The sequence below is a fragment of the Bradyrhizobium sp. SYSU BS000235 genome (genome assembly GCF_049747295.1).
In the GTDB taxonomy this organism is placed as follows: domain Bacteria; phylum Pseudomonadota; class Alphaproteobacteria; order Rhizobiales; family Xanthobacteraceae; genus Afipia.
In genome coordinates, this window is the sequence record NZ_JBMHJM010000001.1 from 3,532,201 (window position 1) to 3,559,023 (window position 26,823).

Genomic DNA, 26,823 nt, shown 5'->3' on the forward strand with positions numbered 1-26,823 from the left:
CAGATCGGTCATTTGCTAAACTCTCTGCGCGTGGCGGACACCGAAGAGTCCGCTCGGTTTCACCACGAGAACGCTGATTATGATCAGAAGGGCGATGGTCAGCTTCAATTCGCCGCCAACGCCCGGAATGTAGGTCCCTGATAAATTTTCGATGATGCCGACGGCAAAGCCGCCGAATACTGCGCCCACAGGGCTCGACAGCCCGCCGAGGACGGCGGCTGCAAATCCATAGAGCAGGATGCCGAGCATCATGTTTGGCTCGAGGAAGACAACGGGGGCGATCAACAGTCCGGCGATCGCGCCGATCGAGGACGCCAGACCCCAGCCGAGCGCGATCATCCATTCGACCCGGATACCGACAAGCTTGGCGGATGCCGGGTTTTCAGCGGCGGACTGCATCGCAAGCCCGACGCGCGTGTAACGAAAGAAAACATACAATAGCACCAGCAGAAGAAAGCAGATCGCGACCATGGCTGCCTGGTGGGTGCTGACCAGACGCGATCCAAACAGTGGATCGGCGCCGAACGGGGCAGGGAATGGCTTGCTGGTAAAGTCCCAGATGAATCCCGCAGCGCTGTTGAGAACTGCGAGCAGACCGACGAACATGACGATCTGACTCAAGACAGCAGCGGTACGTATGGGTTTGAACACCAGCCGATCAATCAGGACGCCGCCGGCAAAGGAGATGACGACGGCGCCGATGAAGGCGGCCCAATAGGGGAGACCCCATTGCATCAATTGCCATGCGATGAAGGTCGAGAACATCGCCATCTCGCCCTGGGCGAAGTTTACGTGGCCGATGGCCTGATAGATCATCACCAGCGCCAGGGCGACGCAGGCGTAAATAGCGCCGTTGGCGATACCGGCCATGATTTGCTGCCCGAACAGTTCCATGACGTGATCCTTCAATAACCGAGATAGGAGCGGCGGAGCTTTTCGTCGTTCTTGATGTCCTGCGCGCAGCCGGCAAAGACGATGCGGCCGGTTTCGATCAGGTAGGCGTGATCGGCCAGTTCGAGTGCAATCGAGGCGTTTTGCTCGACCAGCAGGATGCTGACTTTCTCGTCCTTGTTCAGCCGCCGGAAGATGTCGAAGATTTCGCGGACGACCAGGGGGGCGAGGCCAAAGGAAGGCTCGTCAAGCAGGAGGAGCTTTGGCCGCAGCATCAGTGCGCGGCCGACCGCGAGCATTTGCTGCTCGCCGCCGGACAAAAGCCCAGCCTGCTGCGTTCTGCGCTTTTTTAGAATTGGAAAGTAACCATAGACCATTTCGATATCGGCGGCGATGCCGGCCTTGTCGCGTCGGGTCATCGCGCCGAGTTGAAGATTGTTCTCGACTGTCTGCTGCATGAACGTGCCCCGGCCGTCCGGCACATGGGCGACACCTTTGCGAACGATGTCTTCGGTGGCGAGCTTCATCAGCGACTGGTCGCAGAGCTTGATGTCGCCCGTGCGTTTGATCATACCGGAGATCGCGCGAAGGGTCGTGCTCTTGCCGGCACCATTGGCGCCCAGCAAGGCGGTGACACTGCCTTCATCGATGTTGAAGTCGATGCCGTGCAGGGCAGCCGTCTTGCCGTAGAACGCGCGCAGATCGTTGACTTCGAGGAGCTTGGTCATGCTGCTTGTGCTCCGAGATACGCCGCGATGACATCGGGATGCTTCTGGATATCGCGCGGACAGCCTTCGCCGATCTTTTTGCCGAAGTTCAGCGCCACGACCTTGTCCGAGATGGACATCACAAGGCTCATGTGGTGCTCGACAAGCAGGATCGAAATTCCGCGCTCATCCCGGATCTGGCGAATAATGCCGCCGAGCTCATCGACCTCCTCATGGTTCAGGCCGCATGCGGGCTCATCGAGCAGGAGAAGTTTAGGATTCGTGGCCAGGGCGCGCGCGAGTTCGACGCGCTTCTGCGTGCCGAAGGGGAGATCGGACACCCTGCTGTTCGCAGCGCCACGCAGGCCAAGATATGCGATCATCTCGTGCGCGGTTTGATCCGCGAACTTCTCGTTGCGATTGGTCCACGGCAGATAAAGCGCGTCGCTGAGATAGTCGCTCCATATTCGCGAGTGCGTCCCGATCCGAACGTTGTCAAGCACGGAGAGGCTTGGGAACAGGGCAAGATTCTGGAATGTCCGCCCGATACCGATCTCCGCAATGCGGTGGGCGGGACGATCCAGAATCGATTGACCGTCAAAGAGGATGTCGCCGCAGTTCGGCGTGTAGAGCCGGCTCAGGCAGTTGAAGAGCGTGGTTTTACCGGCACCGTTCGGGCCGATCAGGCCGAGGATGGTGCGCGGCGACATGTCAAAGTTGATGCCATTCAGCGCGACAATGCCGCCGAATTTGATTCCCACATCGCGAACCGAGAGGATTGAACCTGTCACTGACTGATCTCCCTGTATTGAACGAAGGGAACGGGTCGTGCCGCTTACGCAGGGCGATAGATGGGCTCGCCTGGTTGCGGTGGGACGTTGGCGGCCTGGCCACGCTGATAACCCGGCCGCGTCTTGATGCGTTCGAGATAGGGATGAGCGTTGTCGCAAATGCCGACGCCGTATGCGATCGCCCACTCAAGACAAGTCGTCAGCAGAATATCTGCGCTGGTGAAGCGATCACCCATCAGGAACGTGCGCCCATCAGCCAACGCGACTTCGACATGGCGCAACTGCTCGCGGAAATATTCGCCGGCTTTGGCAACGACTTCCGGCGCGATGCCATAGATCGGGCCGAGCGCGTCGGCGCTGTGCCGTCGCATCACATAGAGGCTGGTCGAGTCCAGTTCCGTGACGATGAAGAAGCACCATTCCAGCCAAGCGGCATAGTCCCGCTGCGCGTCAGGAATCAGGGCTTTGTCGGGCGTGGAATACATCCGGGACACATAGGCGACGATCGCGGCGCTTTCGCCGATGCAGAAATCGCCGTCCTGAAGCAGCGGCACTTTCTGTCGCGGATTAAGCTTGGTGTAATCCTGCGTCTTGGTTTCGCCGGTGCGCGGGCCGATCGCTTGCGTATCGTACTTCAGACCGAGTTCATGCAGTGCCCAATGTGGCCGTACGGTACGACTTGTCCCGACGCCCCAGAGGGTCAATTTCGGGGCCGAGTTCATCACCACTTCTCCACAGAGGGGCGAAGATCCAGTTCGTGGGTCCAGCCGTCCCGGGTTTGCTGGTGAGCGAACCAGTAAGCCTCTGCAATGGACGACGTCTTGGCGAGGCTATCCGGTGCGATGTCAGCAACGTCGATGCCTTTTTGGGCTTTCAAACGCTGATGAATGGCTTCGCTGTCCACGGCGGAGTCGATCAGCAGATGAACCACGTGAATGTTCTTGGGGCCGAGTTCGCGGGCCATCGCCTGAGCAACTGCGCGCAGTCCGAATTTCGCGGACGCGAATGCCGCGAATCCAACGCCGCCGCGGACGCTGGCGGTGGCGCCGGTGAATAGAATCGTACCGCGGCCACGCTCCATCATGTAGCGCGCAGCTTCGCGGCCGACTAAAAAGCCGCCGTAGCAGGCGAGCTCCCAAGCCTTGAAGAACAGCTTTTCTGTTGTGTCCAGCAGCGGCTTATTGACGTTCGAGCCGGCGTTATAGAGGCAGACCTCGATGGGGCCGGCGTCCTTTTCGACTTGCGCGAAGAGGGCCTGCACATCCGATTCCTGCCGCGCGTCGACGCTGAAGGCGCGTACATCGCAGCCTTCGGCTTTCAAGTTGTCGACCACCTGTTGTGATTTCGCAGCGTCGCGTCGCGCGATGCAGACTTTGTAGCCACCCCTTGCGAAACGCTGGGCAACTGCTGCGCCAATGGCATCGCCCGCACCCACGAGCAAAACTACGCCGCTGTTCTGAGCCAACTTGGCCTCCCTCGCTTATAAGTTCTTATTTGGCACTTTGATCATAATCTGACGTCATCGCGATTGTAAATGACCATTCACAGAGAAAACGATTGTTCCGTATTTGCACCTGCGAAGAACGCATCACGCGAGCGCATGATCTTCCCGTTGATGAATGTGATTGACGAGTTCTAAAAAAGAACGTTAACTCGTCACCGAACCAGCCGCCATGGAAGCGGCGGATGAATTTGACGGAGGGAAGTGTGGCGCAGCCGGTGGATGCGACCGAAGTCGCTGAAATTCTTCAAGGCATTCCGCAGCGTCTTCATCAGGTTGTGGATCGTGGCGCGGCGGAGACGCCCGACCATCCGGCGTTGATCGAAGACGGCGTGACGTGGTCTTACCGTCAGCTTTCCGAGTATTTGCCGCAGGTTGCCTCGTCCCTTGAATCGCTCGGCGTTCGCCCCGGCGACCGGTTGATGATCGTCAGCGAGAACTCCATCGCGATGGCGGCACTCTTGCTGGCTGCAAGTCGGATTGGTGCCTGGGCCATTGTCGTCAATCCGAGACTATCTCCGCGCGAACTCGACCAGATTCGCGATCATAGCGGTGCACGCCGGATGTTTTTTACGGCCGGAGTGTCCAAGGAAGCGGCCGCTCATGGATCGCGGGTCAACGCGACCATCCACGAGGTGGGCCCTCTCATGGAGATTGCTGTCAGCCCACTGAATGAATCGGCAAGCGTCGAGCCGCCGGAAGAGAGTTCCGCCAAACAGGTGGCGGTGTTGATCTACACGTCGGGCACAACCGGCACGCCGAAGGGCGTGATGTTGACCCATGAGAATCTGCTCTTCAGCGCCAAGACCACGGCGCGATTCCGTCGGCTGGATCACAACGACAAAGTTTATGTCGTTCTGCCGATCTCACACATCGTCGGCATCTCGCTTCTTCTGATGACCTTGATGTCTGGTGGCACGGTTCAGCTGGTCAGCCGCTACGACCCGGAAAATCTAGCCAGAGCCATGGCGGAGGAGGGGATCACCGTCCTCAACGGCGTGCCGGCCACCTATCAGAGATTGCTGGAGTACAAGGCGACGGCTCGTCTTTCCAAGCTGGATAAGGGCAAGCTGCGCCTGATCGCCGTTGCAGGAGCGCCGCTCGACCTCAGTCTGAAAGCGCGGGTCGAGGAGGAACTTGGGTTGTCGCTTCTGAACGGCTACGGCATCACCGAATGCGCGCCAGGAATCTCCGGCGTGCGCTTTGATGCCCCTCGCAGCGATCAGGCGGTCGGCCGGCTGTTACCGGGCATCGAGGCGCGGATCGTTGGTCGCGACGGCGCTATCGTTACTGAAGGGACGGTGGGCGAGCTCCATGTGCGGGGCCGCAACGTGATGCGGGGCTACTACCGCGCGCCGGATCTGACGGCAAAAGCGATCGATAGTGACGGCTGGTTCAACACCGGCGACCTCGCGCGATTCGAGGGCGATTGTCTGTTCATTGCCGGCCGAACCAAGGAAATGATCATCCGCTCGGGCTTCAATGTCTATCCGGCGGAAGTCGAGGCGGTGCTCAATTCTCATCAGGCGGTAGTTCAGTCCGCCGTTGTTGGTCGCTCGGCCGGCAGCAACGAGGAAGTCGTGGCCTTTGTGCAGTTGCTGAAAGGGGCGTCCGTCACGCCGTCGGAGTTGATGACTTACGCAGGCGGACAGCTCACGTCCTACAAGCGACCATCGCAGATCATCGTGCTGGATGCGCTGCCGGCGACATCTACGGGAAAAATTCTCAAACACAAGCTCGCGGAGTCGGTGAACGGCGTCTGACGTTCCCTTCCCTTGGCTCATTTTTTTAACGACGCGATCAACCCTTTGCTCGGAGAGGACCAATGAAAAAGAGAAACGCGACGGTGGCGGTGATCGGCGCCGGGGACTTCATTGGCGGCGAAATTGCCAAGAAGTTTGCATCCGAGGGGTTTGATGTTTTCGTTGGCCGGCGCCAGGGCGAAAAGCTCGCGCCGCTCGTTAAGGAGATTGAAGATGCCGGCGGCACGGTGTTCGGGCGTGCGCTCGATGCGCGCAAGGAAGAGGAAATCGTCTCCTTCCTGGGCGATGCCGACAAGCACGCGCCGCTGGACCTGTGCGTCTTTAACATCGGCGCCAACGTCAATTTTCCCATTCTCGACACGACGGAGCGGGTGTTCCGCAAGGTCTGGGAGATGGCGTGTTACTCGGGCTTCCTGGCCGGGCGCGAGGCGGCTCGCCTGATGTTGCCGCGAGGCCGCGGGAATATCTTCTTCACGGGAGCTACCGCCAGTCTGCGCGGCGGACCCGGCTTCGCCGCCTTCGCCAGCGCCAAATTCGGACTGCGCGCTGTCGCCCAGTCGATCGCGCGTGAGCTCGGACCGAAGAACATCCACGTCGCGCATCTCATTATCGACTCGAGTGTCGATACCGAATGGGTGCGCCAGCTGATCGCACAGCGTGAGGGGAAGGAGGCGATCGAGAATCTCGATCCCAATCGCTTGATGCGTCCTGCAGCGGTGGCGGAAACCTATTGGCAGCTCTACCAGCAGCCGCGCGATGCCTGGATGTTTGAGACAGAAATCCGTCCGTTCGGCGAGAAGTGGTAACAGGAGCGGTCGATGGAGCTGAGTCTGTCGAAGGAAGATGCGGCATTCCGCGATGAGGTTCGCGCCTTCATCACGGAGAACTATCCGCAGGAGATGCGGGTCCCCAATAACGAGACGGACCTGACCAAGGAGCAGTCACTGCTCTGGCACAAGATCCTCTACAAGAAGGGATGGATCGCGCCGCTTTGGCCGAAGGAATATGGCGGGCCCGGTTGGTCGATCACCCAACGCTTCATCTTCGAGCAGGAAACGACGCGCGCCGGCACGCTGCCGCCGCTGGCCTTCAGCGTGACGATGGTTGGCCCCGTCATTTATACGTTTGGCAATGATGCGCAGAAGAAGACCTTTTTGCCGCGGATTTTGTCAGGCGAGGATTGGTGGTGTCAGGGCTATTCCGAGCCGGGATCGGGGTCGGATCTCGCCTCCGTTCGAACCAAGGCGGTGCGCGACGGTGACCACTACATCGTCAACGGGCACAAGACATGGACTACACTGGCCCAGCACGCCGACTGGATTTTCTGCCTGGTCCGGACCGATCCGACGGCCAAGCCTCAGTCGGGAATCTCATTCCTGCTGATCGATATGAAGTCGCCGGGCGTCACCGTGCGGCCCATCATCACCATCGACGGTTCGCACGAAATCAACGATGTGTTTCTCGAGAACGTGCGGGTGCCGGCCGAAAATCTGATCGGCGAGGAAAACAAGGGCTGGACCTATGCCAAGTTTCTGCTGGGCAACGAACGGACCAGCATGGCGAGCATTGGCCGCTCCACGCGTTACTTGAACAAGCTGAAGGACATCGTCAAAGCGGAAGTCGCCGAAGACGATCCGGTGTACAACGAGTTCATTGCGGACATCGCACGCGTCGAGCTGGATGTTCTCGCGCTCGAGGCCACCGAGCTTCGCGTGGTGGCGCAGATGTCGCGCGGCATCGATCCAGGCCCGGCCGCGTCGCTGTTCAAGATCCGTGGCACGGAAATCTTCCAGCGCATCACCGAGCTGACACATCGAGCGATGGGAAACTATGGTCTTGCGCTTCGCGAGCATCCCACCAGCGCGAACGTCTTCGTGCCGGGTCCGGATTATGGGCACACCGCTTCGGAGAAATACTTCAACTCGCGCAAGCTCAGCATTTACGGCGGATCGAACGAGATCCAACGCAACATCATCGCAAAAGCCGTGCTCGGCCTTTAACCGACCTCACGAGGCATCCCGTGGATATTCAATTGACGGAAGAGCAGGAACTCCTGCGAAGCAGCCTCCAGCGATTGCTGCGTGATCAATACGACTTCGAAGCCCGGCGCAAGATTGTCGCCTCGGAAGAGGGCTGGAGTCGCACCCATTGGAATAGCTTCGCCGAAATGGGGCTGCTCGCTGCGCCATTCTCGGAGGCTGTTGGCGGTCTCGGTGGTGGTGCTGTCGCGACCATGATTGTGATGCAGGAGTTCGGCCGCAACCTCGTGGTCGAGCCCTTTCTTGAAACCGTGGTGCTTGCCGGTGGTCTGATCGAAGACGCCGGATCAGAAGCCCAGCGAGAAGACTACCTGCCGCCGATCATGGCCGGCGAATCGATCTGGGCACTTGCGTGGACCGAAGGACATTCGCGCTACGACCTTAACAACGTCGGAACTACCGCGAAAAATGCAGAGGGCGGTTATGTACTGAACGGCGCCAAAGCGGCCGTGATCGGCGCCCCGTGGGCCGACAAGCTGATCGTCTCGGCGCGGACGTCAGGCCATCAGCGGGATCGTGAAGGCATCAGCCTGTTCGTTGTGGACCGCCAATCGGCAGGGGTTCACCTGCAAAGTTTCCAGACCATCGATGGACGCCGCGCGGCGGAAATTCTGCTCAAGGATGTTCATGTCCTCGCGAGTGCGTTGCTGGGCGAGAGGGGCAAGGGCCTTGCCGCGCTTGAGGCTTGCCGGGATCGCGCCATTGCAGCGCTATGCGCCGAGGCCACCGGCGCCATGACCGAGCTGAACGCGGCGACCCTCGAATACACCAAGACCCGCAAGCAGTTCGGCGTTCCGCTCGGGACGTTCCAGGTGCTGCAGCACCGCATGGTCGACATGTTCATCGCGCTCGAAGAAGCGACATCCCTGATGCAGCACCTCAACCTGACGCTGGCTGCTAACGAGCCGAACGGTTCGAAATTGGCCTCGGGCGCCAAATCGAAAATCGGCAATGCTGCAAAGTTTGTCGGCGAACAGGCGATCCAGCTTCATGGCGGCATGGGTATGAGCGATGAGCTGAATGTCGGCCATTACTTCAAACGAATTTCCTCCATCAACATCCAGTTCGGCGACCCGACCTATCACCTCATGCGATATGCGCGGGCGAGCTAAGGAGACCAACATGAACGAGGCAGTGATCGTATCGACAGCACGTACCGGAATCGGCAAGGCCTATCGTGGCGCTCTGAACACCACCGAGGGGCCGACCATGGCTGGCCACGTCATCGCGGAAGCGGTGAAACGGGCGAAGATCGAGCCGGGTGAAGTCGAAGACGTGGTGATGGGTTGCGCCATGCAACAGGGCACCATGGTCATGAACGTCGCGCGCAAGGGCGCGATCCGGGCCGGACTTCCTGTCACGGTCGCCGGCACAACGATCGATCGCCAATGCGCGTCCGGACTGCAATCGATCGCTGTTGCCGCACGCTCGGTGATGCTCGATGGCGTGGATGTCGCCGTCGCCGGCGGCGTCGAGTCGATCAGCCTCGTTCAGAACGAGCACATGAACAAGTTTCATGCTGTCGATGACGACCTGATGGCGATGAAGCCCGACATGTACATGTCGATGCTGGAAACTGCCGAAGTGGTTGCGGCGCGTTACAAGATTTCGCGCGACCGGCAGGATGAATACAGCCTGGAATGTCAACGCCGCACGGCGGCGGCGCTTCAAGGCGGCCGCTTCAATGACGAGATCGTTCCCTTCAGCACCAAGATGGCCGTGATGGACAAGGAGACCAAGCAGGTTTCCTTCAAGGACGTCACGCTGACGAAAGACGAAGGCCCTCGTCCAGAGACCACGGCGGAAGGGCTCGCCAGCATCAAGCCGGTGTTCGAAGGCAAGACGATCAGCGCCGGTAATGCCAGCCAGTTGTCGGACGGCGCATCCGCCTGCGTCATCATGAGCGACAAAGTTGCCGCAAAGAAAGGCCTGAAGCCGCTCGGCATCTTCCGCGGCTTTGTTGCCGCCGGCGTGGAGCCCGATGAAATGGGTGTCGGCCCTGTCGCCGCCATTCCACGGCTGCTGAAGCGTCACGGCCTCAAGATCGATGACATCGACCTCTGGGAACTGAACGAAGCCTACGCGGTGCAGGTGATCTACTGCCGCGACAAGCTCGGCATCGATCCTGACAAGCTGAACGTCAACGGTGGGTCGATCTCCATGGGACATCCTTACGGCATGACGGGCGCACGTCTCGCTGGACACCTCCTGATCGAAGGGGGGCGCCGGAAAGCGAAATATGGCGTTGTGACGATGTGCATCGGTGGCGGCATGGGAGCAGCAGGACTGTTCGAAATCGTCAACTGAGCGCTGCACGCCCGACCGTTCAAAATCGACATGAGATCGATGTTGCAAAGGGAGAAAACAGGTGTGTGTACCGGACTATGTTTACGGAATGATCGTGGTCGAAAGTTGGGGGCCAAGGATGTCACGCCAGCAAGTCCGCCAGGTGTCGCCTTGGCAGTGGCTGGCTGGTGTTCTGGTCCAGTTGCTCGAAATTGATCACGGATACGATCGCCTGCTCCTGGATGATCCAGCGGGAATGCAAGCGTAAATCACCGAGCCAACGCTGGACGTTAAATTTCGGAGGTCATGTGAAAACAGCCATCACAGAATTGTTCGGCATCGAACATCCCATCATTCAGGGCGGCATGCACTATGTTGGATTCGCGGAGCTCGCTTCGGCAGTCTCAAATGCCGGCGGGCTCGGGGTCATCACGGGGCTCACGCAGAAGACGCCGGAACTCCTCGCCAAGGAGATCGCCCGTTGTAACGACATGACGGACAAGCCGTTCGGCGTGAACCTAACCTTCCTGCCGACATTCACTTCACCTCCATATCCGGAGTACATCGCCGCGATCAAAGAAGGCGGTGTTCGGATTGTCGAAACGGCCGGGCGCAGTCCCGAGCAGTACATGCCGGCGCTCAAGGCTGCCGATATCAAGGTCATCCACAAATGCACCTCGGTCCGGCATTCGCTGAAGGCCGAGGCGATCGGCTGCGATGCTGTCAGCGTCGACGGGTTTGAATGCGGTGGTCATCCCGGCGAGGACGACATGCCGAACATGATCCTGCTGCCGCGCGCCGCCGAGGAGTTGAAGATCCCGTTTGTTGCATCCGGCGGCATGGCTGACGCCCGCAGTCTCGTGGCTGCGCTCGCGATGGGTGCGCAAGGCATGAACATGGGCACGCGGTTCGTCGCGACCAAGGAAGCCCCGGTGCATGACAACGTCAAGAACGCCATCGTCGCGGCAACCGAACTCGACACGCGGCTGGTGATGCGCGGCCTCCGGAACACCGAACGCGTTCTGAATAACAAGGGCGTTGAGAAGCTGATCGAGATCGAGCGCGAGAAGGGCGGGAAGATCCAGATCTCCGACATCATGGAGCAGGTCGCGGGCGTCTATCCGAAGGTGATGGTGAACGGCGAGATGGATGCCGGCGCTTGGAGCTGCGGCATGGTGGTCGGCCTGATCCGCGATATTCCGACGGTGAAGGAGTTGATCGATCGCATCATGTTGGAGGCGGAACAGCTGATTCAGGAACGGCTTGTCGGCTTCCTCGGCGCGTCACGAGATGAGGCTGCCCGCAAGGTGGCCTGATCAGATCCTTAATTGAACAATGGGTTCAGAAAAGGAATTTAATAATCAGGGTCGCCGGTTGGCGGCCCTTTTGTATTTTGGAAGCGATTTTCCTATGCCCTTGAAGCGCGACAAAACAAAATAGTTCTCATCTTCGACCGGTTCCTTCCGCGTTTCGCTTGACCAGTTCAAAAAAAGAACTTTAAATCTCCCGCAACGAAACAAGCTCCTGTCTCAGCGCAACAGCGAATCAACCGCTGGGCTGACACCGCTGCAACAGCAGATGGCCGATTGGGAGCGATATGGATGGAAACGCGGCAGAGGAGGAAACAATGTTCAAAAAGCTGCAGCTGGCGTCGGCACTTGTGTTCGCGCTCTCGACGACAGCATTCGGTGCGGATGCGCCCGGTGTCACCGCAACGGAAATCAAGATCGGCGGCGTGTTTCCGTTCAGCGGACCGGCCTCGTCGATCGGCGTGGTCGGCAAGGGTCTGCTTGCCTACGTTCAAGCTCTCAACGATCGCGGCGGAGTGAACGGCCGCAAGATCAATTATATCGCGTATGACGACGCCTATAGCCCGCCGAAATCGGTGGAGCACGTGCGCAAGTTGATCGAGAGCGACGAAGTCGCATTCATGTTTGGCCAACTTGGCACGCCTGGCGTATCTGCCACTGCGAAACTCTTGATGAGCCGCGGCATTCCCGACCTCGCGGTGATCACCGGCTCGGCCAAGTTCACCGAGGTTGCCAACTATCCTGCGTTGACCACTGGCCTGGTCAGCTACGACGTCGAAGGAAAGATTTACGCCAAGTACCTCAAGAAGGTCCTGCCGAACGCGAAGTACGCAATCCTCTACCAGAACGATGATCTGGGTAAGGATTACGTCAAGGCGTTCAAATCGTATTTCAAGGATGACTTCGACAAGAAGGTGACGGCAGCGGCTTATGAGATCACCGATCCAACGGTTGATTCGCAGGTCGTTAATCTCAAGAGCTCGGGCGCGGAAGCGCTTCTTGTGGCGGGCACGCCGAAGTTTTCGGCCCAGGCGATCCGCAAGGCGGCGGAGATCGGCTGGAAACCCACCTTGATCGTTAACTTCCCCTCAAGTTCGGTGTCGTCGACACTCAAGCCTGCTGGCTTCGACAAATCGGTCGGCGTCATCGTCGGCTCAATTGTGAAGGATCCGACGGATTCGCGCTGGAATGATGATCCGGGGATGAAGGGCTATCGGGCCTTTTTCGAGAAGTACATTCCCGGTGGTGACATTGGCGATACCAACTATCTCACGGGATATCAGCAGGGCCTGGTGCTTGAGCAAATTCTCAAGCAGTGCGGCAGTGATCTGTCGCGTGAGAACATCATCAAGCAGGCCAAGAACCTGAAGAATGTGACCCTCCCGACGTCCATGCCCGGCATCAAGATCAATACCAGCGACAAGGTCAATCAGCTCTGGACGCAGTTGCAGCTTCAGCGCTGGACTGGGGAGAGCTGGGAGCAATTCGGCGACGTGCTCGACGGTTCATCGGACTGACGTTCCGATCGTCGGATTTCCGGCTGGCGCAAGCCGGCCGGAGCCAAGCGTCTAACGGATCGTCCGAAGTAAGGAGAGTCCCGTGAAAGGTCTGATGCAAAATCAGCCATTATTGCTCTCGTCGTTGTTAGCACACGCCGATCGTTTCCATTCTGCGACCGAGATCGTATCGCGTACGGTGGAAGGACCCATCCATCGCCACACCTACAGCGATGCGGCGCGGCGCGCCCGTAAGCTCGCCGATGCGCTGGCCCGACGGGGTATCACGCAGAGCGATCGCGTGGCGACGCTGGCATGGAATAACTTTCGGCACTTCGAGATTGAGCATGCTGTCACCGGCATGGGCGCCGTTTGGCATGCGATCAATCCACGATTAATTCCGGCGCAGATCGCCTACATCGCCAACCACGCCGAAGACCGGGTGTTGTTCCTTGAAAGTTCGTTTCTTCCGCTGGTCGAGAAGCTGGCAGCGGATCTCAAGACCGTCGGCTTGTTCGTCTTGATGGTGGACAAGGCGGCGATGCCATCCAGCGGGCTGCCGAACCTGCAGTGCTATGAGGATTTCATCGAGAGCGGAGACGAGAATTTCGTCTGGCCGGAGTTCGACGAATTATCGGCTTCGTCGCTGTTCTACACGTCCGGGACGACAGGAAATCCCAAGGGGGTGCTGTATTCGCACCGCTCGGACATCCTTTACAGCCTTTCCTTCAGCACCGCGCACTCGGTCGGGTTTTCGGCGCAGGACACGATTCTGCCGATGACGCCGATGTTTCACGCCAATGGTGCCTGGGGGCTGACCTATGTGGCGCCAATGGTCGGCGCCAAGCTCGTATTGCCCGGACCGATGCTCGATCCAGCAAGCGTCACGGCGCTGATTGACGGGGAGGGCGTCACGATAGCGGCCGGTGTGCCAGTTCTCTACGGCAAGCTGTTGCAGTACCTCGAAGAGCGAGGGCGCGGCGCCGGTTCATTGAAACGCATCATCGTGGCAGGGTCTGCGCCCGCGCCAAGCATGATCGAGGGATTTGAACGGTTGGGCGTTTCGGTCAATCACGTCTGGGGAATGACGGAGACGAGTCCCGGCGGGACGTCGCCGCAGCCGCCGCGCAGGTTTGTCCATCTCACCCCAGAGGAACAGCTCCAGCGCAAGACGATGCAGGGACAGCCGACTTACGGAATGGACCTCAAAATCGTTGATGAGACTGGTGCGGAGTTGCCGCGCGATGGGAAAAGCAGCGGCCGCTTCATGGTGCGCGGACCTTGGGTGATTTCCGCGTATTACCGCGATGACAAGCCATTGCTGAACGATGGGTGGTTCGATACCGGCGATCTCGCGGTTTTCGATCAGGACAATTACCTGCAACTGACCGATCGTGCGAAGGACGTCATCAAATCCGGCGGCGAGTGGATCAGTTCGGTGGACGTCGAAAACATCGCCATGGGATGTCCTGGCGTGGCTGAGGCGGCCGTTATCGGTATTCCGCATCCCAAATGGGAAGAGCGGCCCTTGCTGATCGTCGTGCCGTCCGCAGGTGCCCCGGCGAATCCGTCAGCAATTTTGTCCTTTCTCGACGGGAAGATTGCCAAGTGGTGGATGCCGGACGACGTCGTCTTCGTCGAAGCTCTCACCTACGGCGCGACCGGGAAGGTCCAAAAGATGGAGCTACGGCGCCGCTTTGCCGATCATTATTCGGCAAAGCGAATCGCCTGACACGGCCCAAAGGCAACGCTATATCGACGCCTTGAAGGCCAGCGCAGCTTCACACCATTTGGCGACCCTGAGCAGTTTCAGGTTTTCGCCGAATGGAGCGATGAGCTGAATGCCCAAGGGCAATCCGCGCGGACCAATGCCGGCGGGCAGGGCAATCGCCGGCACACCCAGCGTTGTCCATGGCACGCACAAGCCAGGATCGCCGGTCTGAGAGAGTCCTTCCGGTGCTTCACCGGTGGCTGCCGTGGTGAGAACAGCGTCAAATCCCGCGATGGCGTCGGTAAAGGCCGCGCGAAGCGCAAGCTGAGCACTGCGTGCTGCGATGTAGTCCGTTGCCGATATGGCGAGGCCGCTTTCAACAAGCGCTTTCAGACGATCGCTCGTTTTATCCGGAAATCTTGCGACGAGATCGCTGAAGTTCGCTGCGCCTTCTGCACCGTAAAGCGTTGCGGCGATCTCCGGCAGCGCATCGAACTCAGTCGGCAGCACAAACGATTCCACGATCGCGCCCGCTTCGGTGAAGCGCTTCGCTGCGCCCGCGAGCAGAGCGCTTTGGCTCTCCTCCAGGGCTGGCGACGCGGCAGGTTTCAGCCACGCGATGCGCGGCGCAGGGAAGGGCGTAAGACCATCAGAAGCAACTTGAAACGGCGCGTGGCGTGCGGCACCAGGACCGCCCATCAGTAGCGACAAGGCATAGGCGACATCGTCGACGCGGCGTGCGAAGACGCCCAGATGATCGAGCGATTGCGAAAGAGCACGTACGCCTTTCAGGCTGATGGTGCCGAAGCTCGGTTTCAGGCCAACGATTCCGCAGAACGCCGCCGGTCGAAGAATCGACCCGAGCGTCTGGGTGCCAAGCGCGAGTTGGACCGATCCGCTCGCCATAGATGCGGCCGAACCGGACGATGATCCACCCGGCGTGTGGTTGCGATTCCATGGATTGCGCGTCGGACCGGGATGGCGCCAGGCAAATTCGGTCGTTACCGTTTTGCCAAGGATGGTCGCGGAAAGATCCTTGAGGCGAGCGACGATCCAGGCGTCGTCGCTCGGCTGATGGTCGGCATAGATCGGCGAGCCATAGGCTGTCGGCATGTCAGCCGTATCAACGAGATCCTTTGCGGCCACCGCAATGCCCGCGAGGGGACCATATCCCGCGGTGGCTATTGGCGGCTGAGCCGGAAGATAGCTGAAGGCCTGAAGGTTCGGCTCCAGCGCTGCAGCACGCGCGTGACTTTCGTTAATTAAATCCTGGGGCTGTACCGAGCCGGCTTGAACCATGGTGACGGTGTCGAGAAGGCCCCGGCGGGTCTGGGCAGTATTCATGTCTGATGCATCCTTTGCGGAACGTCATACTGAAACACAAATTGCCTCGGGCCAACCCCGAAGCCGTTTGGATTTCTTTTTCATCCATGCGAGCCCGTTCGGGGCGGTGCAACACTCAGGTATCCTCGGGCGGAATCTCTTGTCGCAACAAAGGTCACACGAAGTCAGGAGAATTCGGATAGGGTGCGTATCAGAGCTTGAGAGAATGGATCCTTTATCCTGTCATGATGTGGCGTAATCCGTGGCTGTACACAGCCTCTCTGATCTTTTTCGGCGTTGTGTTGAACCCACGCCTCGGAGCTGCCGAGGAAACCATTCAATTAAAGATGCCGGTTGCCTGTGACATCGGGCGCACCTGCTACATTCAGAATTATGTCGATATCGATCCCGCGCCTTCCGCAAAAGATTACCGGTGCGGCACGCTGAGTTACGACGCCCACAATGGCACTGATTTCCGATTGCCAACGATGAAGGCGCGGCGCGCAGGGGTTGATGTGATTGCCGCGGCTGCCGGCCGGGTTGCGCGTGTCCGGGATGGCGTTCCGGAAGGGGTCTTCCTTAAGTCCGGGCGCGACGCCGTGAAGGACATGGAATGCGGTAACGGCGTGGTCATCGAACATCCCGGTCGTTGGGAGACACAATATTGTCACATGGCCAAGGGGAGTATTCGCGTCAAGCCGGGAGACGATGTCAGTGTCGGTCAGCCGCTTGGCCAGATCGGTCTCTCGGGATTGACCGAATACCCACACCTTCATTTGACGGTCCGCCACGAGAGCAAGATCGTCGATCCGTTCGCATATGGCGCTCCGGAGAATTCATGCAGCGGCGGTAAATCGCTTTGGGACGCGTCACTTCAGGGTCAGCTGACCTATCGGGAGCGCGAAGTCCTGAATGCCGGCTTCTCGACCGGTGCCGTGACGATGGACATGATCGAAAACGGTGAGGCGGAAAAGGACCTGTTCTCTCGTGATGCGCCTGCATTGGTGGTGTTTGTCCGGGCCATTGGCCTGAAGACGGGCGACATTCAGAAGTTGGTATTGCACAGTCCTTCCGGACAAGTCGTCGCGGAAAACCGTGCTGCAGCGCTGGCAACGAATAAAGCGCAAGTGATGCTGTTTGCCGGACGAAAGCGGCTACCAAACGGGTGGGATGCAGGAGTTTATCGCGCGAAGTATACCGTTGAGCGCGATGGGCACGTTGTCCTCGAAAAGGACATCGTTCATACCCTTCCGTGAAGGCTTCCGCCGTGAAGACGCGTCGCCGATAGCTTAGAAACAATATCGCTAGAAGAAGTCCTTGGTGAGGACTGCGACTTCCGTTCTGTTTCTGGCATTCAGCTTCCGCATGATGTGGCGCAGGTGGACCTTCACTGTATGCTCGCTCATGCTGAGCTCGTACGCGATCTGTTTATTCGCCATTCCCTGGCAAAGCGCTTCGACAACCATCAGTTGACGTTGAGTCAGAAGATCATTCGCCCTGGTCGTCGTCGCTCCAAGCTTGTCGCGATTGAGGTCCAGACTTGTGACGGGTACGAATGTGCCGCCTGCCTCCACCAGCCGCACAGCCTCCACGGCCACGTTAAATGGCAGACTCGTCGGGATGTAACCGCGCGCACCGCCTTTAAGTGCACGGGTGACATAGTTCACGTCATCACTGTCCGACATGATCACAACAGGGATGCCGGCAGCGACTGCTTCAAGAGACTGAAGATCGATGCTGCAGGATGGATTATTGCTTTCCGCGAAAAAAACAATGATCGCGGGCTCAACGGCATCCTGATCGCCGGCCTCTTGCCAGGTTGAAATAGTCTCGAACGCGAAAACCTCGTGGGTCTTGTACGAGATCTCGAGACAGCGAACAAAACAATCGCGGAAAAATGCGCGTGGATGAATCACAACGATTGCGGGCCGCTTGATCGTCTGGGACAGATGTGAGTGTCCGTTGGTGCGGCTCGAGTCTTGAACCCTTGATATTTCCGGAATCGCGATGTTCGCGTGTTGAGCATTCGTTTCAGCGTCGCGAGGCTGCATCAAGTGATGCTGAATTTTTGCCGGCAACGATTGCTTCAACGACGATTGCTTCGCGGAAAACCGATGTGTGCCGTCTGCGGAATGAGCGGATCGGGTGAGCACGTTTTGAGAAAATGTCTCAGTCACGTTGTCAGGAGTCCGTCGCTTGCCGCGAAAGGAATTCGAGTGGCCTGTGATACTCATGGAACGCCCCTGGTGAATGATTTTCTGAAATGCTCTTGAAGTGTCTTCCTGCTCCCTGCGAAATAATTTGGAATGATGTAAATCAATAGAGGTAGTGAGATTAGCTGAAAGTTGCCCAAGGCGACAATGTCTTTTTCTTGAACGTCAAACAGCGGTCGCCACAATTGAAGAGCGATTAAGTTCCTTCGTGCGCCTGATGAACGTCCCGTCGTTAAGTATATTTACGGTTGTGCTTTGATGGAGCGACACGGGCTCTGGCGGCTTAATGCTGACAAAGTAAGGCAACGTGTTCGAGTGGTGTCTGAGAAGCGGCTGTAAGCAAGTGTCTGAAAAGATCAGGCGACTACCTTGCGATAGAGGTGCCAGGTCGCGTGACCAAGGACCGGCACAACAACCGCGAGCCCAACAAAAAAAGGCAACGAGCCGATCACCAGGAGAATTGCGACGATGAGACCCCAGACCGTCATAGGGACAGGATTCGTCACGACGGCCTTTAACGACACCCGCATGGCCTGACGTGCAGACCCATGACGATCGAGTATGAACGGAAATGACACCACGCTGATGCAGAGCGCGGCCATGGCAAAAAGAAATCCGATGCCGCATCCGACGATAATCAGGACATAGCCGGCGTGTGTCGTGAGGATGCGAGAGATGAAGTCAGGGATATTTCCCGCGGGCTCATCTCCAAATGTGGCAATGTAGAGTTCGTTCGCAACTGTGACCCAGATGACGAACAGTCCGAGCAAGATTGTCCCAAGTCCCAGCATGGCGCTGAAGGCCGGAGCGCCGAAAACACGAAGGACATGCCACGCCGTGACATCTTCGCCACGCTCACGGATGCGACTCAGTTCATAGAGACCGAGTGCAGCAAAGGGGCCGATGAGTGCGAACCCGGCCGAGAGTGGGAAGAGAAGCGGTAGCACCGAATAGCCAAGGACCATCCTCACCAGGATCAGCCCGACAACAGGGTAGATGACGCATAGGATGATGGCGTGGCTTGGGATTGCGTTGAAATCCTGCCACCCGAGACGCAGCGCCTCGTGCACGTCAGACAAAGTGATGCTTCGAATCTGCGGCGGCTTGGCGATGGGCGGTACGTAGGACCGGATCCGTGTTGCCTTACTGGAATAGGGTGTTGCCATGGCACAGCCTTCCTTGCGATTGCAAAGAGCTGGATACGCCGAACCGGCAGTCACTCTGATCGCGCCCGCGGGGTCAACGCGACAAGACTTCCGTAGGCAAGTAACATGAAGCCGATATCGGCTCGCGGCGGACTTTAACTCTGTTGCGATTGAGAAGCGACCGGACAAATTGTGCATCTGCACAGGATCATTGTGCGCCGCATCGGCACACCCGCGGTGGGCAACCACCTTCCTCTATTGACGATTTCGTCAGTCGGGATCATCTTGAAATGGCAAGATGGCCGTTGGTCAGATAAGACCCGCGGTCGAAGTGACTGTGTCATACCTTTTTTAATGTCGCGGCCGATGAATTGGGCGGGGCAAAGGACACAGCGCTGGCAAACACGAAGCAGGCCAACGCTACATTGTAGAAGCTCTGCCCTTTAAATCGCGTCCGTCGCCTTCGAGGCAAGGACGAACAAGGGATGGCTGTCGCATTTATATTGCTTCTGGTTGCAGTGGCATCGGTGCTCTTCCATTTCATGAGCCCGTGGTGGTGGACGCCCATTGCCTCGAACTGGCATTACATTGACAACACAATCATTATCACGTTCTGGATCACAGGCGTCGTCTTCGTCGCCATCGTTGCATTCATGGCGTACTGCGTGTTTCGATTCCGCCACAAGGAAGGGCAGCGGGCCGCTTACGAACCAGAGAACAGAAAGCTGGAGTGGTGGCTCACCGTCGGGACCGCGGTGGGTGTCGCAGCCATGCTGGCTCCGGGGCTGATCGTCTGGCATCAGTTCGTCACTGTGCCGGCAAATGCGACAGAGGTTGAAGTGATGGGGCAGCAGTGGCGCTGGAGCTATCGCTTGCCCGGCAAGGATGGTCGCCTGGGAACGGTCGATGCCAGATTCATCAGCCCGGATAATCCGCTTGGATTGAATCCGCAGGACCCAAATGGCCAGGACGACGTGATCCTCGAAAATGATGATCTGCATCTGCCGATCGGCAAGCCGGTGAAAGTGCTGCTCCGATCGATCGACGTGCTGCACGATTTCTACGTGCCCGAATTCCGCTCCAAGATGGATATGGTGCCGGGGTCCGTCACCTATTTCTGGTTTACCCCGACACGCACCGGTTCCTTCGAAGTCCTGTGCGCGGAGCTATGCGGCATCGCCCATGCCCAGATGCGCAGCAAGGTCATTGTGCAGGAAGAGCGAGATTACCATGCGTGGCTGGAAACGAAGCAAACGTTCGCCGAACTCGCGAGCAAACGAACTGCGATGAGATCGACGTCCACATCGGACGGCGAGGTGTCGGCGCCCCGGCCATGAACTTTGAGGTGGAAATACCTCGTTGAGTGCCGTGCAGAGGATAGACCAGGAGATGCTCGATGGTCGACGTCCCGTCTGGAACAATCATTGGTGTACCGCCTGCTGAAGTCGGCGATCTCGAACTTTATCATCCGCGAAGCTGGTGGACCAAATACGTCTTCTCGCAAGACGCCAAAGTCATCGCGGTTCAATATTCGGTCACGGCGATGTCGATCGGCATGGTCGCGCTGGTGCTGTCATGGCTGATGCGCCTGCAACTGGGATTCCCGGGCACGTTCTCCTTCATTGATCCAAGCCAGTATCTTCAGTTCATCACCATGCACGGCATGATCATGGTGATCTACCTGCTGACGGCGCTGTTCCTGGGCGGCTTTGGAAATTACCTCATTCCGCTGATGGTGGGGGCGCGGGACATGGTCTTCCCGTACGCCAACATGCTGAGCTACTGGATCTACCTGCTCGCCGTTCTGGTCCTGCTGTCGACCTTTTTTGTACCCGGTGGTCCGACAGGTGCGGGCTGGACGCTCTATCCGCCTCAGGCGATCCTGTCCGGAAGTCCGGGGCAAGAAGTCGGGATCATTTTGATGCTGGTGTCCCTGATCCTGTTCATCATCGGCTTCACCATGGGTGGCCTGAACTACGTGGTGACGGTGCTGCAGGGCCGGACGCGTGGGATGACCTTGATGCGGATGCCCCTGACCGTGTGGGGCATCTTCACCGCGACGGTGATGGCGCTGCTGGCTTTCCCCGCTTTGTTTGTCGCTTCCGTCATGATGCTGCTCGATCGCCTTCTCGGCACCAGCTTCTTCATGCCCTCGCTGGTGGAAATGGGTCAGCACCTGAAATACGGCGGCGGCAGCCCGATCCTGTTTCAGCATCTCTTCTGGTTCTTCGGACACCCCGAAGTTTACATCGTTGCATTGCCGGCGTTCGGCATCGTGTCGGATCTCATCAGCACGCACGCGCGGAAGAACATCTTCGGCTATCGTATGATGGTGTGGGCGATCGTGGGAATCGGCGCCATGAGCTTCGTGGTCTGGGCGCACCACATGTATGTGAGCGGCATGAATCCGCGCTTTGGATTCTTCTTTGCCACCACGACCCTGATCATCGCGGTCCCGACGGCGATCAAGGTCTATAACTGGGTTCTGACGCTGTGGCGCGGCGATATCCATCTCACGGTGCCGATGCTGTTCGCGCTCGGATTCATCGTGACCTTCGTGAACGGTGGATTGACGGGACTGTTCCTCGGGAATGTCGTCGTTGACGTTCCTTTGTCGGATACGATGTTTGTTGTGGCTCATTTCCATATGGTGATGGGCGTTGCGCCGATCATGGTCGTGTTCGGTGCCATCTATCATTGGTATCCGAAAGTCACCGGGCGGATGCTGAATGAGGCGCTCGGGAAATTCCACTTCTGGGTCACATTTCTCGGCGCTTACGCCGTCTTTTTCCCCATGCACTACCTCGGTCTTCTGGGAATGCCGCGCCGCTATCATGATATCGGAGACACGGCCTTTATCCCGGCTTCTGCCCATGATTTGAATATGTTCATGAGCGTCGCCGCACTCATCGTCGGCGCGGCGCAGCTCGTTTTTGTGTTTAATCTGATCTGGAGTCTCTCCAAAGGAAAAGAGGCGGGCGGCAATCCCTGGAATGCGACCACGCTGGAGTGGCAGACACCCGAAACGCCGCCGTCCCATGGCAATTGGGGCAAGGAGCTTCCGGTCGTCTATCGATGGGCTTACGACTACAGCGTCCCGGGTGCAGCGCGTGACTTCATCCCGCAGAACCAGCCGCCATTGGCATCAGCCGCAGCAGGGCATTCACCATGAGTGCAGTTGTCCTGTTCATGGCCGGGGTGGCGCTGATCGCCGGATGGTGGCTCTCGCAGCAGCGCCTCGCGTCGAAGCCGTGGCTGGAAGAAGGCGTGATCGGCGATCTTCCTGACAGGTCCGCCCCGCTGCCGGCAGCCAAGATCGGACTTGGCGTGTTTCTCGCCGTTGTTGGTTCGCTGTTCGCGCTGCTGATCAGTGCCTATGGCATGCGCATGGACCTGATCGACTGGCGGCCGCTGCCGGTCCCGAAGCTGTTGTGGTTCAACACCGGGGTGCTGATCCTGAGCAGCATCGCGCTGCATTGGGCGCTGGTATCGGCGCGACGGGGATTTGACGATAGCACGCTGCTTGGCTTGATCGCTGCGGACATTACGGCGATCGTCTTCCTGATCGGCCAGGCCCTTGTGTGCTGGGAGCTCGTCAAAGCCGGCTATTTCCTCGCGAGCAATCCAGCCAACGCATTCTTTTACCTGATCACGGCAACTCACGGGCTGCATATTCTCGGCGGTCTTCTCGTTTTGAGCAGAACGCTGACAAGGGCTTGGCGCGATGGAGCGACACCGCAATTGTGCCTGAGCATCGAACTGTGCGCGATCTATTGGCACTTCCTGCTGTTGATCTGGCTGGTGCTGCTTGGGCTGCTGACCGGGTGGACTGCCGGCTTCCTCGCAATTTGCCGTCAACTACTAACTTAAGAAGGCGGAGCGAATGGCTGACACCGTATTGGCTGGTCCAAGAACGACATTAAAACCCGGTTTGCGCGGCATCATTGCCGACTGGTCCTCTGACCAGCGCGCATTCAAGAATGTTTCCTGGGGGAAGGCCATGATGTGGATCTTCCTTCTCAGCGACACCTTTATATTTGGCTGTTTCCTGCTCTCGTATATGACCGCCCGGATGTCGACGACGGTGCCTTGGCCGAATCCAAGCGAAGTTTTTGCATTGAATATTGCCGGTCATGATGTCCCGCTCCTGCTAATTGCGATCATGACCTTCGTTCTGATCAGCAGCAGCGGAACCATGGCAATGGCGGTCAATTTTGGTTATCGCCGGGATCGCGTGAAGACCGCAATCCTGATGCTGGTGACAGCGGCGTTCGGCGCCACATTCGTCAGCATGCAGGCCTTCGAATGGACAAAGCTGATCATGGAAGGCGTGCGGCCATGGGGAAATCCTTGGGGCGCGGAGCAGTTTGGCGCGGCGTTTTTCATGATCACGGGATTCCACGGGACACACGTGACGATCGGTGTGATCTTCCTGCTCATCATTGCGCGAAAAGTCTGGCGCGGGGACTTTGACCATGAGCGCCGAGGCTTCTTTACCAGCAGAAAGGGAAACTACGAGGTCGTGGAAATTACCGGCCTGTACTGGCATTTCGTCGATCTCGTATGGGTCTTTATCTTCGCCTTCTTTTATCTGTGGTGAGGTGAAACATGGCTGAAGTCGCATTATCGTCAGTTCAGGCGCCCGCGAAAGCCCATGCTGAAGGACAGCATCACCCGATCAAGCTTTATCTCGTGGTGTGGGGATGGCTCTTCGTTCTCAGCACGGCGTCCTATCTCGTCGATTACTTTCAGGTGCAAGGGCATCTCAGGTGGTTTCTCATCCTGCTGTTCATGATCCTTAAGGCCGGCCTGATTATCGCCGTCTTCATGCATATGGCCTGGGAGCGGCTGGCGCTGGCCTATGCGATCCTTGTCCCACCGGTCTTTGTGGTGGTGTTTGCTGTTCTGATGGTCTTCGAATCCGATTACACGCTGCTTTCGCGGATGATATTTTTTGGAGGCGGGCACTAGTGTCCCGAATCGAAAGTTCACCCTGATGCCAAATGGAGGAGTGTCATGACCACGTATGTGATGCTTGCAAATTGGACCGATCAGGGAATGCGCAGTGTGAAAGATTCCACAAAGCGCCTCGACACGGCGAAAAAGGCACTCAAGGCCATGGATGGAGAGTTCAAGTTCTTCTTCATGACCATGGGCGATTTCGACATGGTCGCCATCTACGAAGCGCCGGACGATGCCGTTGCGGCGCGGTTCAACCTGCAGCTCGGCATGCTTGGAAATATTCGCACGCGCACCCTGAAAGCTTTCCCGGAAGCGGCCTATCGGGAAATCATTTCTTCCCTGGGCTAGCGGTAGCTTGCCCTTGAAGAGCTGCAGATTCTCAGATTTGATTGACGTGAGGGGGATACGTTCGCTGATCGGCGTCCGAGCCCTTCAATCGTCGGAATATGCATGGCTTTCAGGGCAAGGATATTTTCAGTCGTTGTCTTGTGCCTTCCGGGATCGCTTCCCGCCGTGGGATATGCCGCGGAGGTCGACACCGAGCATATGTTCGGATTCATGATAGGATCCGATGTTGGCGATCCCGGCGAACGTGAAGTTCAAAGTAAGACCACAGCGAGACTTTCCAAGAGCGGTGGCACATATCAGGGCATCTCGCAGGCGCTTGAACTGGAGTTCGTGCCGGCGAAAAATTTCCGGGTGGAGTTGGGCGGGACATTGGCCGCTTATAATATCAATAATGTCTCAGGGTTCTCCGACACCCGCCGGTCTGACTTCCAGGGTGGATCGGCCGAATTCCGTTACCGTTTTCTGGATCGAGAGACCGCGCCCTTTGGTCTTACATTCGGCGTCGAGCTTCACGCAGATCGGCTCGACGAAAACACCGCCGCGCGCGTTCGAGCTTATGGCACCGAGTTCGTGCTCGCGGTTGATCGGGAGCTCATTCCGGATCGCGTCGTCGCGGCTTTTAATCTGCTTTATCAGCCGGAATGGACAAGCCTCGCCATCCCCGGCGCTCCAATTCAACGGGAATCGACCATAGGAGCCGCCGCCGCTCTCATGGTTCAGGTGGTCCCTGGGGTTTTCCTCGGTAGCGAGGCCCGCTACCTTCGCCAGTATGATGGTATTGGTCTCGGCGATTTTTCAGGAGACGCCGTGTTCATCGGACCGACGGCGTTCGTGAAATTGTCAGAGCGCTCACGGTTAACTGCGGCCTGGAGCTTTCAGGTGTCTGGAAGCTCCACGGAGGCGGCAGGTCACCTCAACCTTGCCGACTTCGAGCGGCATCAGGCACGGTTGATTTTCGGCGTGAATTTCTGATCCAAACCGCCGGAATGATTGCCTCCGGCCATCATGAGCCGGATAGTCGCTTAGCCTCACCAACGGAATTCATGCAGTCGGCTTCGTTGCCTTGACGGTCGAATTCCCGCGCGCGGTCAAGTGCCAAGCTGGCTTCCGGCATATTGACGGCCGACGTATCGCGTGGCGGCATCTGGCTTTCGGTCGCCGCGCTCATGGCCGCTGTTGCCGGCTGACCGCCGGGGGGCGCGGCCTGGCTTCGCGTGGCCTGATCCATCGCCGCAGTCGGTGGATGTTCCGTTGCGGTTCCTGTCGTCTGTTGCTGAGCGGCGGGGGGCAGTCCTGCTGTCTGACGGCGAACATCTTCGGGCGAGGTTGCAATGCCTTTCGTTTGTTCACTCATCGCAGTTGTCGGTGGATGCTGGCCAGCCTCACCGGTCGCGGTTCGAGCTGAACCGGCGCCTGACGTCGGGCCCGTTCCAGCGTCCTTCGAGGCAAAAAGCTTTGTTAGGCTGCCGATCTGTTCGGAGCAGGGACCTGCCTGAGCGGCACCGTCTAGCGCCAGCACTGCGCAGCCTGCAAAAATGAGAGCTTTTGCGTTCATCTGATTGTCCTCCATCAGAGAAGTGCCATTGCGGCCTGCTGTGGACGCAACTCCAAGCAAGCTGATGGTGTTCCCGGAAAAGAGAACGTGAACGCGGGAACTTTCTGAAACCTGGATACAGGACTATCCGTCTTATGTATGATCGGTTGTTCACGGCGAGGCGACCGAGATGATCGAGCTGATTGTGACTGTCTGTGCTATTGCCTCTCCCTCAATGTGCGAAGAGGCTCACCTTCAATTCGCCTGGAGCGGATCGCCCCAGCAATGCGCGATGGCTGCACCGCCCTATATCGCTCAATGGGTCGGCGAGCATCCAAAGTGGAATGCGGTGAAATGGCGCTGCGAATATCCGGGCAAGAACGACAAGGCGGATGCGACAGCTCCGTCGCGTCCTCTTTGACGCCAAACGCTGACTGTTATCGGTTGCAGTCCTTCAGATCCTTGTCTTCTATTGTGAAGACGGCGTCAGCCTTGATCTCGATGGCGCGAGCGAAGCATACGCGTCCGTTGGGATAGCCGATCTTGGCATCATAGCGTCCAGGCTCCACACCGGTGATGCGCAGCCGTTCGTCGTGGTCCACTTCCTTGTCTTTATCGTTCAAGGTTAGATTCGATCCCCAGGCATCCTTTCCCACCGGCGATAGTTGAAAGCTGCTCACTGTCGCAGTTGTCAGATTCCAGAATCGGACGCCTTTGCCTTGCGCTTTCAGTTCAGCAGAACCCGCCAAGACGAGCGCGATCAGAATGAGCAATCTTTGCATCGATGACGTCTCCCCAACGCA

The 26,823-nt window shown here is 58.2% G+C and carries 28 protein-coding genes; 18 read left to right on the forward strand and 10 right to left on the reverse strand.

All coding sequences use genetic code 11. The annotated features are described in order from the left end of the window. Positions 1 to 15: 15 nt before the first annotated feature. Genes ACP0KA_RS16450 through ACP0KA_RS16470 form a run of 5 tightly spaced genes read right to left on the reverse strand, consistent with a single transcriptional unit; the run spans position 16 to position 3,854 of the window. Positions 16 to 894 carry a branched-chain amino acid ABC transporter permease gene (locus ACP0KA_RS16450; RefSeq protein ID WP_424629809.1) on the reverse strand — a complete coding sequence of 293 codons (879 nt, stop codon included), beginning with the start codon at positions 892 to 894 and terminating at the stop codon, positions 16 to 18. Positions 895 to 905: 11 nt separating this feature from the next. Continuing rightward, positions 906 to 1,619, reverse strand: coding sequence for an ABC transporter ATP-binding protein (locus ACP0KA_RS16455; RefSeq protein WP_424629810.1), 714 nt, complete (start codon positions 1,617 to 1,619; stop codon positions 906 to 908). After that, a complete protein-coding gene (locus ACP0KA_RS16460) occupies positions 1,616 to 2,389 on the reverse strand; it encodes an ABC transporter ATP-binding protein (protein WP_424629811.1) in 774 nt (257 codons plus the stop codon). The genes ACP0KA_RS16455 and ACP0KA_RS16460 overlap by 4 nt, the downstream gene beginning before the upstream one ends. 44 nt (positions 2,390 to 2,433) lie before the next feature. Further along, positions 2,434 to 3,111: a glutathione S-transferase family protein gene (locus tag ACP0KA_RS16465; protein WP_424629812.1), complete on the reverse strand. Its 678-nt coding sequence runs from the start codon at positions 3,109 to 3,111 to the stop codon at positions 2,434 to 2,436. Further along, entirely contained in the window at positions 3,111 to 3,854 is a 744-nt protein-coding gene (locus ACP0KA_RS16470) for an SDR family NAD(P)-dependent oxidoreductase (RefSeq protein WP_424629813.1), read from the reverse strand. Before ACP0KA_RS16470 ends, ACP0KA_RS16465 begins: the two co-directional genes overlap by 1 nt. A gap of 221 nt (positions 3,855 to 4,075) precedes the next feature. Here ACP0KA_RS16470 and ACP0KA_RS16475 point away from each other — a divergent pair, with 221 nt between their 5' ends. The 9 genes from ACP0KA_RS16475 (at position 4,076) to ACP0KA_RS16515 (ending at position 14,516) form a co-directional block, all read left to right on the forward strand. Beyond that, positions 4,076 to 5,653, forward strand: a complete 1,578-nt coding sequence (locus ACP0KA_RS16475) for a class I adenylate-forming enzyme family protein (protein WP_424629814.1) — start codon at positions 4,076 to 4,078, stop codon at positions 5,651 to 5,653. Between the two features lie 62 nt (positions 5,654 to 5,715). Further along, on the forward strand, positions 5,716 to 6,459 hold the full coding sequence (locus ACP0KA_RS16480) for an SDR family oxidoreductase (protein WP_424629815.1): 744 nt from the start codon (positions 5,716 to 5,718) through the stop codon (positions 6,457 to 6,459). Positions 6,460 to 6,471: 12 nt separating this feature from the next. Beyond that, entirely contained in the window at positions 6,472 to 7,653 is a 1,182-nt protein-coding gene (locus ACP0KA_RS16485) for an acyl-CoA dehydrogenase family protein (RefSeq protein ID WP_424629816.1), read from the forward strand. 20 nt (positions 7,654 to 7,673) lie between these two features. Beyond that, a complete protein-coding gene (locus ACP0KA_RS16490; RefSeq protein WP_424629817.1) occupies positions 7,674 to 8,804 on the forward strand; it encodes an acyl-CoA dehydrogenase family protein in 1,131 nt (376 codons plus the stop codon). A gap of 10 nt (positions 8,805 to 8,814) precedes the next feature. Next, positions 8,815 to 9,999, forward strand: coding sequence for an acetyl-CoA C-acyltransferase (locus ACP0KA_RS16495; protein WP_424629818.1), 1,185 nt, complete (start codon positions 8,815 to 8,817; stop codon positions 9,997 to 9,999). A 118-nt stretch (positions 10,000 to 10,117) separates the two neighbouring features. Continuing rightward, positions 10,118 to 10,246: a hypothetical protein gene (locus ACP0KA_RS16500; protein WP_424629819.1), complete on the forward strand. Its 129-nt coding sequence runs from the start codon at positions 10,118 to 10,120 to the stop codon at positions 10,244 to 10,246. A 40-nt stretch (positions 10,247 to 10,286) separates the two neighbouring features. Further along, entirely contained in the window at positions 10,287 to 11,294 is a 1,008-nt protein-coding gene (locus tag ACP0KA_RS16505) for an NAD(P)H-dependent flavin oxidoreductase (protein WP_424629820.1), read from the forward strand. Positions 11,295 to 11,605: 311 nt separating this feature from the next. Then, complete coding sequence (locus tag ACP0KA_RS16510) at positions 11,606 to 12,805, forward strand: ABC transporter substrate-binding protein (RefSeq protein WP_424629821.1); 1,200 nt, start codon at positions 11,606 to 11,608, stop codon at positions 12,803 to 12,805. A gap of 94 nt (positions 12,806 to 12,899) precedes the next feature. Continuing rightward, the gene (locus ACP0KA_RS16515) at positions 12,900 to 14,516 is read left to right on the forward strand and encodes a long-chain-fatty-acid--CoA ligase (RefSeq protein WP_424631629.1); all 1,617 of its coding nucleotides are present in this window, start codon (positions 12,900 to 12,902) and stop codon (positions 14,514 to 14,516) included. Positions 14,517 to 14,534: 18 nt separating this feature from the next. Here the strand turns inward: ACP0KA_RS16515 and ACP0KA_RS16520 are convergent, their stop codons facing one another. Beyond that, on the reverse strand, positions 14,535 to 15,839 hold the full coding sequence (locus ACP0KA_RS16520) for an amidase (RefSeq protein WP_424629822.1): 1,305 nt from the start codon (positions 15,837 to 15,839) through the stop codon (positions 14,535 to 14,537). A gap of 224 nt (positions 15,840 to 16,063) precedes the next feature. On the opposite strand from ACP0KA_RS16520, the gene ACP0KA_RS16525 reads away from it, so the two are divergent. After that, on the forward strand, positions 16,064 to 17,074 hold the full coding sequence (locus ACP0KA_RS16525) for a M23 family metallopeptidase (RefSeq protein WP_424629823.1): 1,011 nt from the start codon (positions 16,064 to 16,066) through the stop codon (positions 17,072 to 17,074). A gap of 48 nt (positions 17,075 to 17,122) precedes the next feature. On the opposite strand, the gene ACP0KA_RS16530 is transcribed toward ACP0KA_RS16525, so the two are convergent. Both ACP0KA_RS16530 and ACP0KA_RS16535 read right to left on the reverse strand, forming a co-directional pair. Beyond that, positions 17,123 to 17,869 (reverse strand): LuxR C-terminal-related transcriptional regulator, encoded by a 747-nt coding sequence (locus ACP0KA_RS16530; RefSeq protein ID WP_424629824.1) that lies wholly within the window; start codon positions 17,867 to 17,869, stop codon positions 17,123 to 17,125. A gap of 518 nt (positions 17,870 to 18,387) precedes the next feature. Continuing rightward, the gene (locus ACP0KA_RS16535; RefSeq protein ID WP_424629825.1) at positions 18,388 to 19,197 is read right to left on the reverse strand and encodes a DUF2189 domain-containing protein; all 810 of its coding nucleotides are present in this window, start codon (positions 19,195 to 19,197) and stop codon (positions 18,388 to 18,390) included. A gap of 464 nt (positions 19,198 to 19,661) precedes the next feature. On the opposite strand from ACP0KA_RS16535, the gene coxB reads away from it, so the two are divergent. From coxB to ACP0KA_RS16570, 7 genes are all read left to right on the forward strand, one after another. Further along, positions 19,662 to 20,513, forward strand: coding sequence for a cytochrome c oxidase subunit II (gene coxB / locus ACP0KA_RS16540; protein WP_424629826.1), 852 nt, complete (start codon positions 19,662 to 19,664; stop codon positions 20,511 to 20,513). A gap of 59 nt (positions 20,514 to 20,572) precedes the next feature. Further along, positions 20,573 to 22,348 carry a cytochrome c oxidase subunit I gene (gene ctaD / locus ACP0KA_RS16545; RefSeq protein ID WP_424629827.1) on the forward strand — a complete coding sequence of 592 codons (1,776 nt, stop codon included), beginning with the start codon at positions 20,573 to 20,575 and terminating at the stop codon, positions 22,346 to 22,348. Beyond that, positions 22,345 to 23,046 carry a cytochrome c oxidase subunit 3 gene (locus ACP0KA_RS16550; protein WP_424629828.1) on the forward strand — a complete coding sequence of 234 codons (702 nt, stop codon included), beginning with the start codon at positions 22,345 to 22,347 and terminating at the stop codon, positions 23,044 to 23,046. The genes ctaD and ACP0KA_RS16550 overlap by 4 nt, the downstream gene beginning before the upstream one ends. A gap of 13 nt (positions 23,047 to 23,059) precedes the next feature. Further along, on the forward strand, positions 23,060 to 23,776 hold the full coding sequence (locus ACP0KA_RS16555; RefSeq protein WP_424629829.1) for a heme-copper oxidase subunit III family protein: 717 nt from the start codon (positions 23,060 to 23,062) through the stop codon (positions 23,774 to 23,776). Positions 23,777 to 23,784: 8 nt separating this feature from the next. Continuing rightward, entirely contained in the window at positions 23,785 to 24,147 is a 363-nt protein-coding gene (locus ACP0KA_RS16560) for a cytochrome C oxidase subunit IV family protein (protein ID WP_424629830.1), read from the forward strand. A 45-nt stretch (positions 24,148 to 24,192) separates the two neighbouring features. Further along, the gene (locus ACP0KA_RS16565) at positions 24,193 to 24,486 is read left to right on the forward strand and encodes a GYD domain-containing protein (RefSeq protein WP_424629831.1); all 294 of its coding nucleotides are present in this window, start codon (positions 24,193 to 24,195) and stop codon (positions 24,484 to 24,486) included. Positions 24,487 to 24,588: 102 nt separating this feature from the next. Continuing rightward, positions 24,589 to 25,458, forward strand: a complete 870-nt coding sequence (locus ACP0KA_RS16570; protein ID WP_424629832.1) for a hypothetical protein — start codon at positions 24,589 to 24,591, stop codon at positions 25,456 to 25,458. A gap of 31 nt (positions 25,459 to 25,489) precedes the next feature. Here ACP0KA_RS16570 and ACP0KA_RS16575 read toward each other — a convergent pair whose 3' ends face one another. Beyond that, positions 25,490 to 26,041 carry a hypothetical protein gene (locus ACP0KA_RS16575; RefSeq protein WP_424629833.1) on the reverse strand — a complete coding sequence of 184 codons (552 nt, stop codon included), beginning with the start codon at positions 26,039 to 26,041 and terminating at the stop codon, positions 25,490 to 25,492. A 169-nt stretch (positions 26,042 to 26,210) separates the two neighbouring features. Here ACP0KA_RS16575 and ACP0KA_RS16580 point away from each other — a divergent pair, with 169 nt between their 5' ends. Next, positions 26,211 to 26,441 carry a hypothetical protein gene (locus ACP0KA_RS16580; protein ID WP_424629834.1) on the forward strand — a complete coding sequence of 77 codons (231 nt, stop codon included), beginning with the start codon at positions 26,211 to 26,213 and terminating at the stop codon, positions 26,439 to 26,441. A 16-nt stretch (positions 26,442 to 26,457) separates the two neighbouring features. On the opposite strand, the gene ACP0KA_RS16585 is transcribed toward ACP0KA_RS16580, so the two are convergent. Further along, the gene (locus ACP0KA_RS16585) at positions 26,458 to 26,802 is read right to left on the reverse strand and encodes a hypothetical protein (protein WP_424629835.1); all 345 of its coding nucleotides are present in this window, start codon (positions 26,800 to 26,802) and stop codon (positions 26,458 to 26,460) included. Between the last annotated feature and the right edge of the window lie 21 nt (positions 26,803 to 26,823).

What these genes read in the sequence shown, in the direction of transcription:
- ACP0KA_RS16450 (WP_424629809.1), bottom strand. Translation starts at nt 894, where the DNA reads ATGGAACTGTTCGGGCAGCAAATCATGGCCGGTATCGCCAACGGCGCT.
- ACP0KA_RS16455 (WP_424629810.1), bottom strand. Translation starts at nt 1,619, where the DNA reads ATGACCAAGCTCCTCGAAGTCAACGATCTGCGCGCGTTCTACGGCAAG.
- ACP0KA_RS16465 (WP_424629812.1), bottom strand. Translation starts at nt 3,111, where the DNA reads ATGAACTCGGCCCCGAAATTGACCCTCTGGGGCGTCGGGACAAGTCGT.
- ACP0KA_RS16475 (WP_424629814.1), top strand. Translation starts at nt 4,076, where the DNA reads ATGAATTTGACGGAGGGAAGTGTGGCGCAGCCGGTGGATGCGACCGAA.
- ACP0KA_RS16480 (WP_424629815.1), top strand. Translation starts at nt 5,716, where the DNA reads ATGAAAAAGAGAAACGCGACGGTGGCGGTGATCGGCGCCGGGGACTTC.
- ACP0KA_RS16485 (WP_424629816.1), top strand. Translation starts at nt 6,472, where the DNA reads ATGGAGCTGAGTCTGTCGAAGGAAGATGCGGCATTCCGCGATGAGGTT.
- ACP0KA_RS16495 (WP_424629818.1), top strand. Translation starts at nt 8,815, where the DNA reads ATGAACGAGGCAGTGATCGTATCGACAGCACGTACCGGAATCGGCAAG.
- ACP0KA_RS16500 (WP_424629819.1), top strand. Translation starts at nt 10,118, where the DNA reads ATGTCACGCCAGCAAGTCCGCCAGGTGTCGCCTTGGCAGTGGCTGGCT.
- ACP0KA_RS16510 (WP_424629821.1), top strand. Translation starts at nt 11,606, where the DNA reads ATGTTCAAAAAGCTGCAGCTGGCGTCGGCACTTGTGTTCGCGCTCTCG.
- ACP0KA_RS16515 (WP_424631629.1), top strand. Translation starts at nt 12,900, where the DNA reads ATGCAAAATCAGCCATTATTGCTCTCGTCGTTGTTAGCACACGCCGAT.
- ACP0KA_RS16520 (WP_424629822.1), bottom strand. Translation starts at nt 15,839, where the DNA reads ATGAATACTGCCCAGACCCGCCGGGGCCTTCTCGACACCGTCACCATG.
- ACP0KA_RS16525 (WP_424629823.1), top strand. Translation starts at nt 16,064, where the DNA reads ATGATGTGGCGTAATCCGTGGCTGTACACAGCCTCTCTGATCTTTTTC.
- ACP0KA_RS16530 (WP_424629824.1), bottom strand. Translation starts at nt 17,869, where the DNA reads ATGCAGCCTCGCGACGCTGAAACGAATGCTCAACACGCGAACATCGCG.
- ACP0KA_RS16535 (WP_424629825.1), bottom strand. Translation starts at nt 19,197, where the DNA reads ATGGCAACACCCTATTCCAGTAAGGCAACACGGATCCGGTCCTACGTA.
- coxB (WP_424629826.1), top strand. Translation starts at nt 19,662, where the DNA reads ATGGCTGTCGCATTTATATTGCTTCTGGTTGCAGTGGCATCGGTGCTC.
- ctaD (WP_424629827.1), top strand. Translation starts at nt 20,573, where the DNA reads ATGGTCGACGTCCCGTCTGGAACAATCATTGGTGTACCGCCTGCTGAA.
- ACP0KA_RS16550 (WP_424629828.1), top strand. Translation starts at nt 22,345, where the DNA reads ATGAGTGCAGTTGTCCTGTTCATGGCCGGGGTGGCGCTGATCGCCGGA.
- ACP0KA_RS16555 (WP_424629829.1), top strand. Translation starts at nt 23,060, where the DNA reads ATGGCTGACACCGTATTGGCTGGTCCAAGAACGACATTAAAACCCGGT.
- ACP0KA_RS16560 (WP_424629830.1), top strand. Translation starts at nt 23,785, where the DNA reads ATGGCTGAAGTCGCATTATCGTCAGTTCAGGCGCCCGCGAAAGCCCAT.
- ACP0KA_RS16565 (WP_424629831.1), top strand. Translation starts at nt 24,193, where the DNA reads ATGACCACGTATGTGATGCTTGCAAATTGGACCGATCAGGGAATGCGC.
- ACP0KA_RS16570 (WP_424629832.1), top strand. Translation starts at nt 24,589, where the DNA reads ATGGCTTTCAGGGCAAGGATATTTTCAGTCGTTGTCTTGTGCCTTCCG.
- ACP0KA_RS16575 (WP_424629833.1), bottom strand. Translation starts at nt 26,041, where the DNA reads ATGAACGCAAAAGCTCTCATTTTTGCAGGCTGCGCAGTGCTGGCGCTA.
- ACP0KA_RS16580 (WP_424629834.1), top strand. Translation starts at nt 26,211, where the DNA reads ATGATCGAGCTGATTGTGACTGTCTGTGCTATTGCCTCTCCCTCAATG.
- ACP0KA_RS16585 (WP_424629835.1), bottom strand. Translation starts at nt 26,802, where the DNA reads ATGCAAAGATTGCTCATTCTGATCGCGCTCGTCTTGGCGGGTTCTGCT.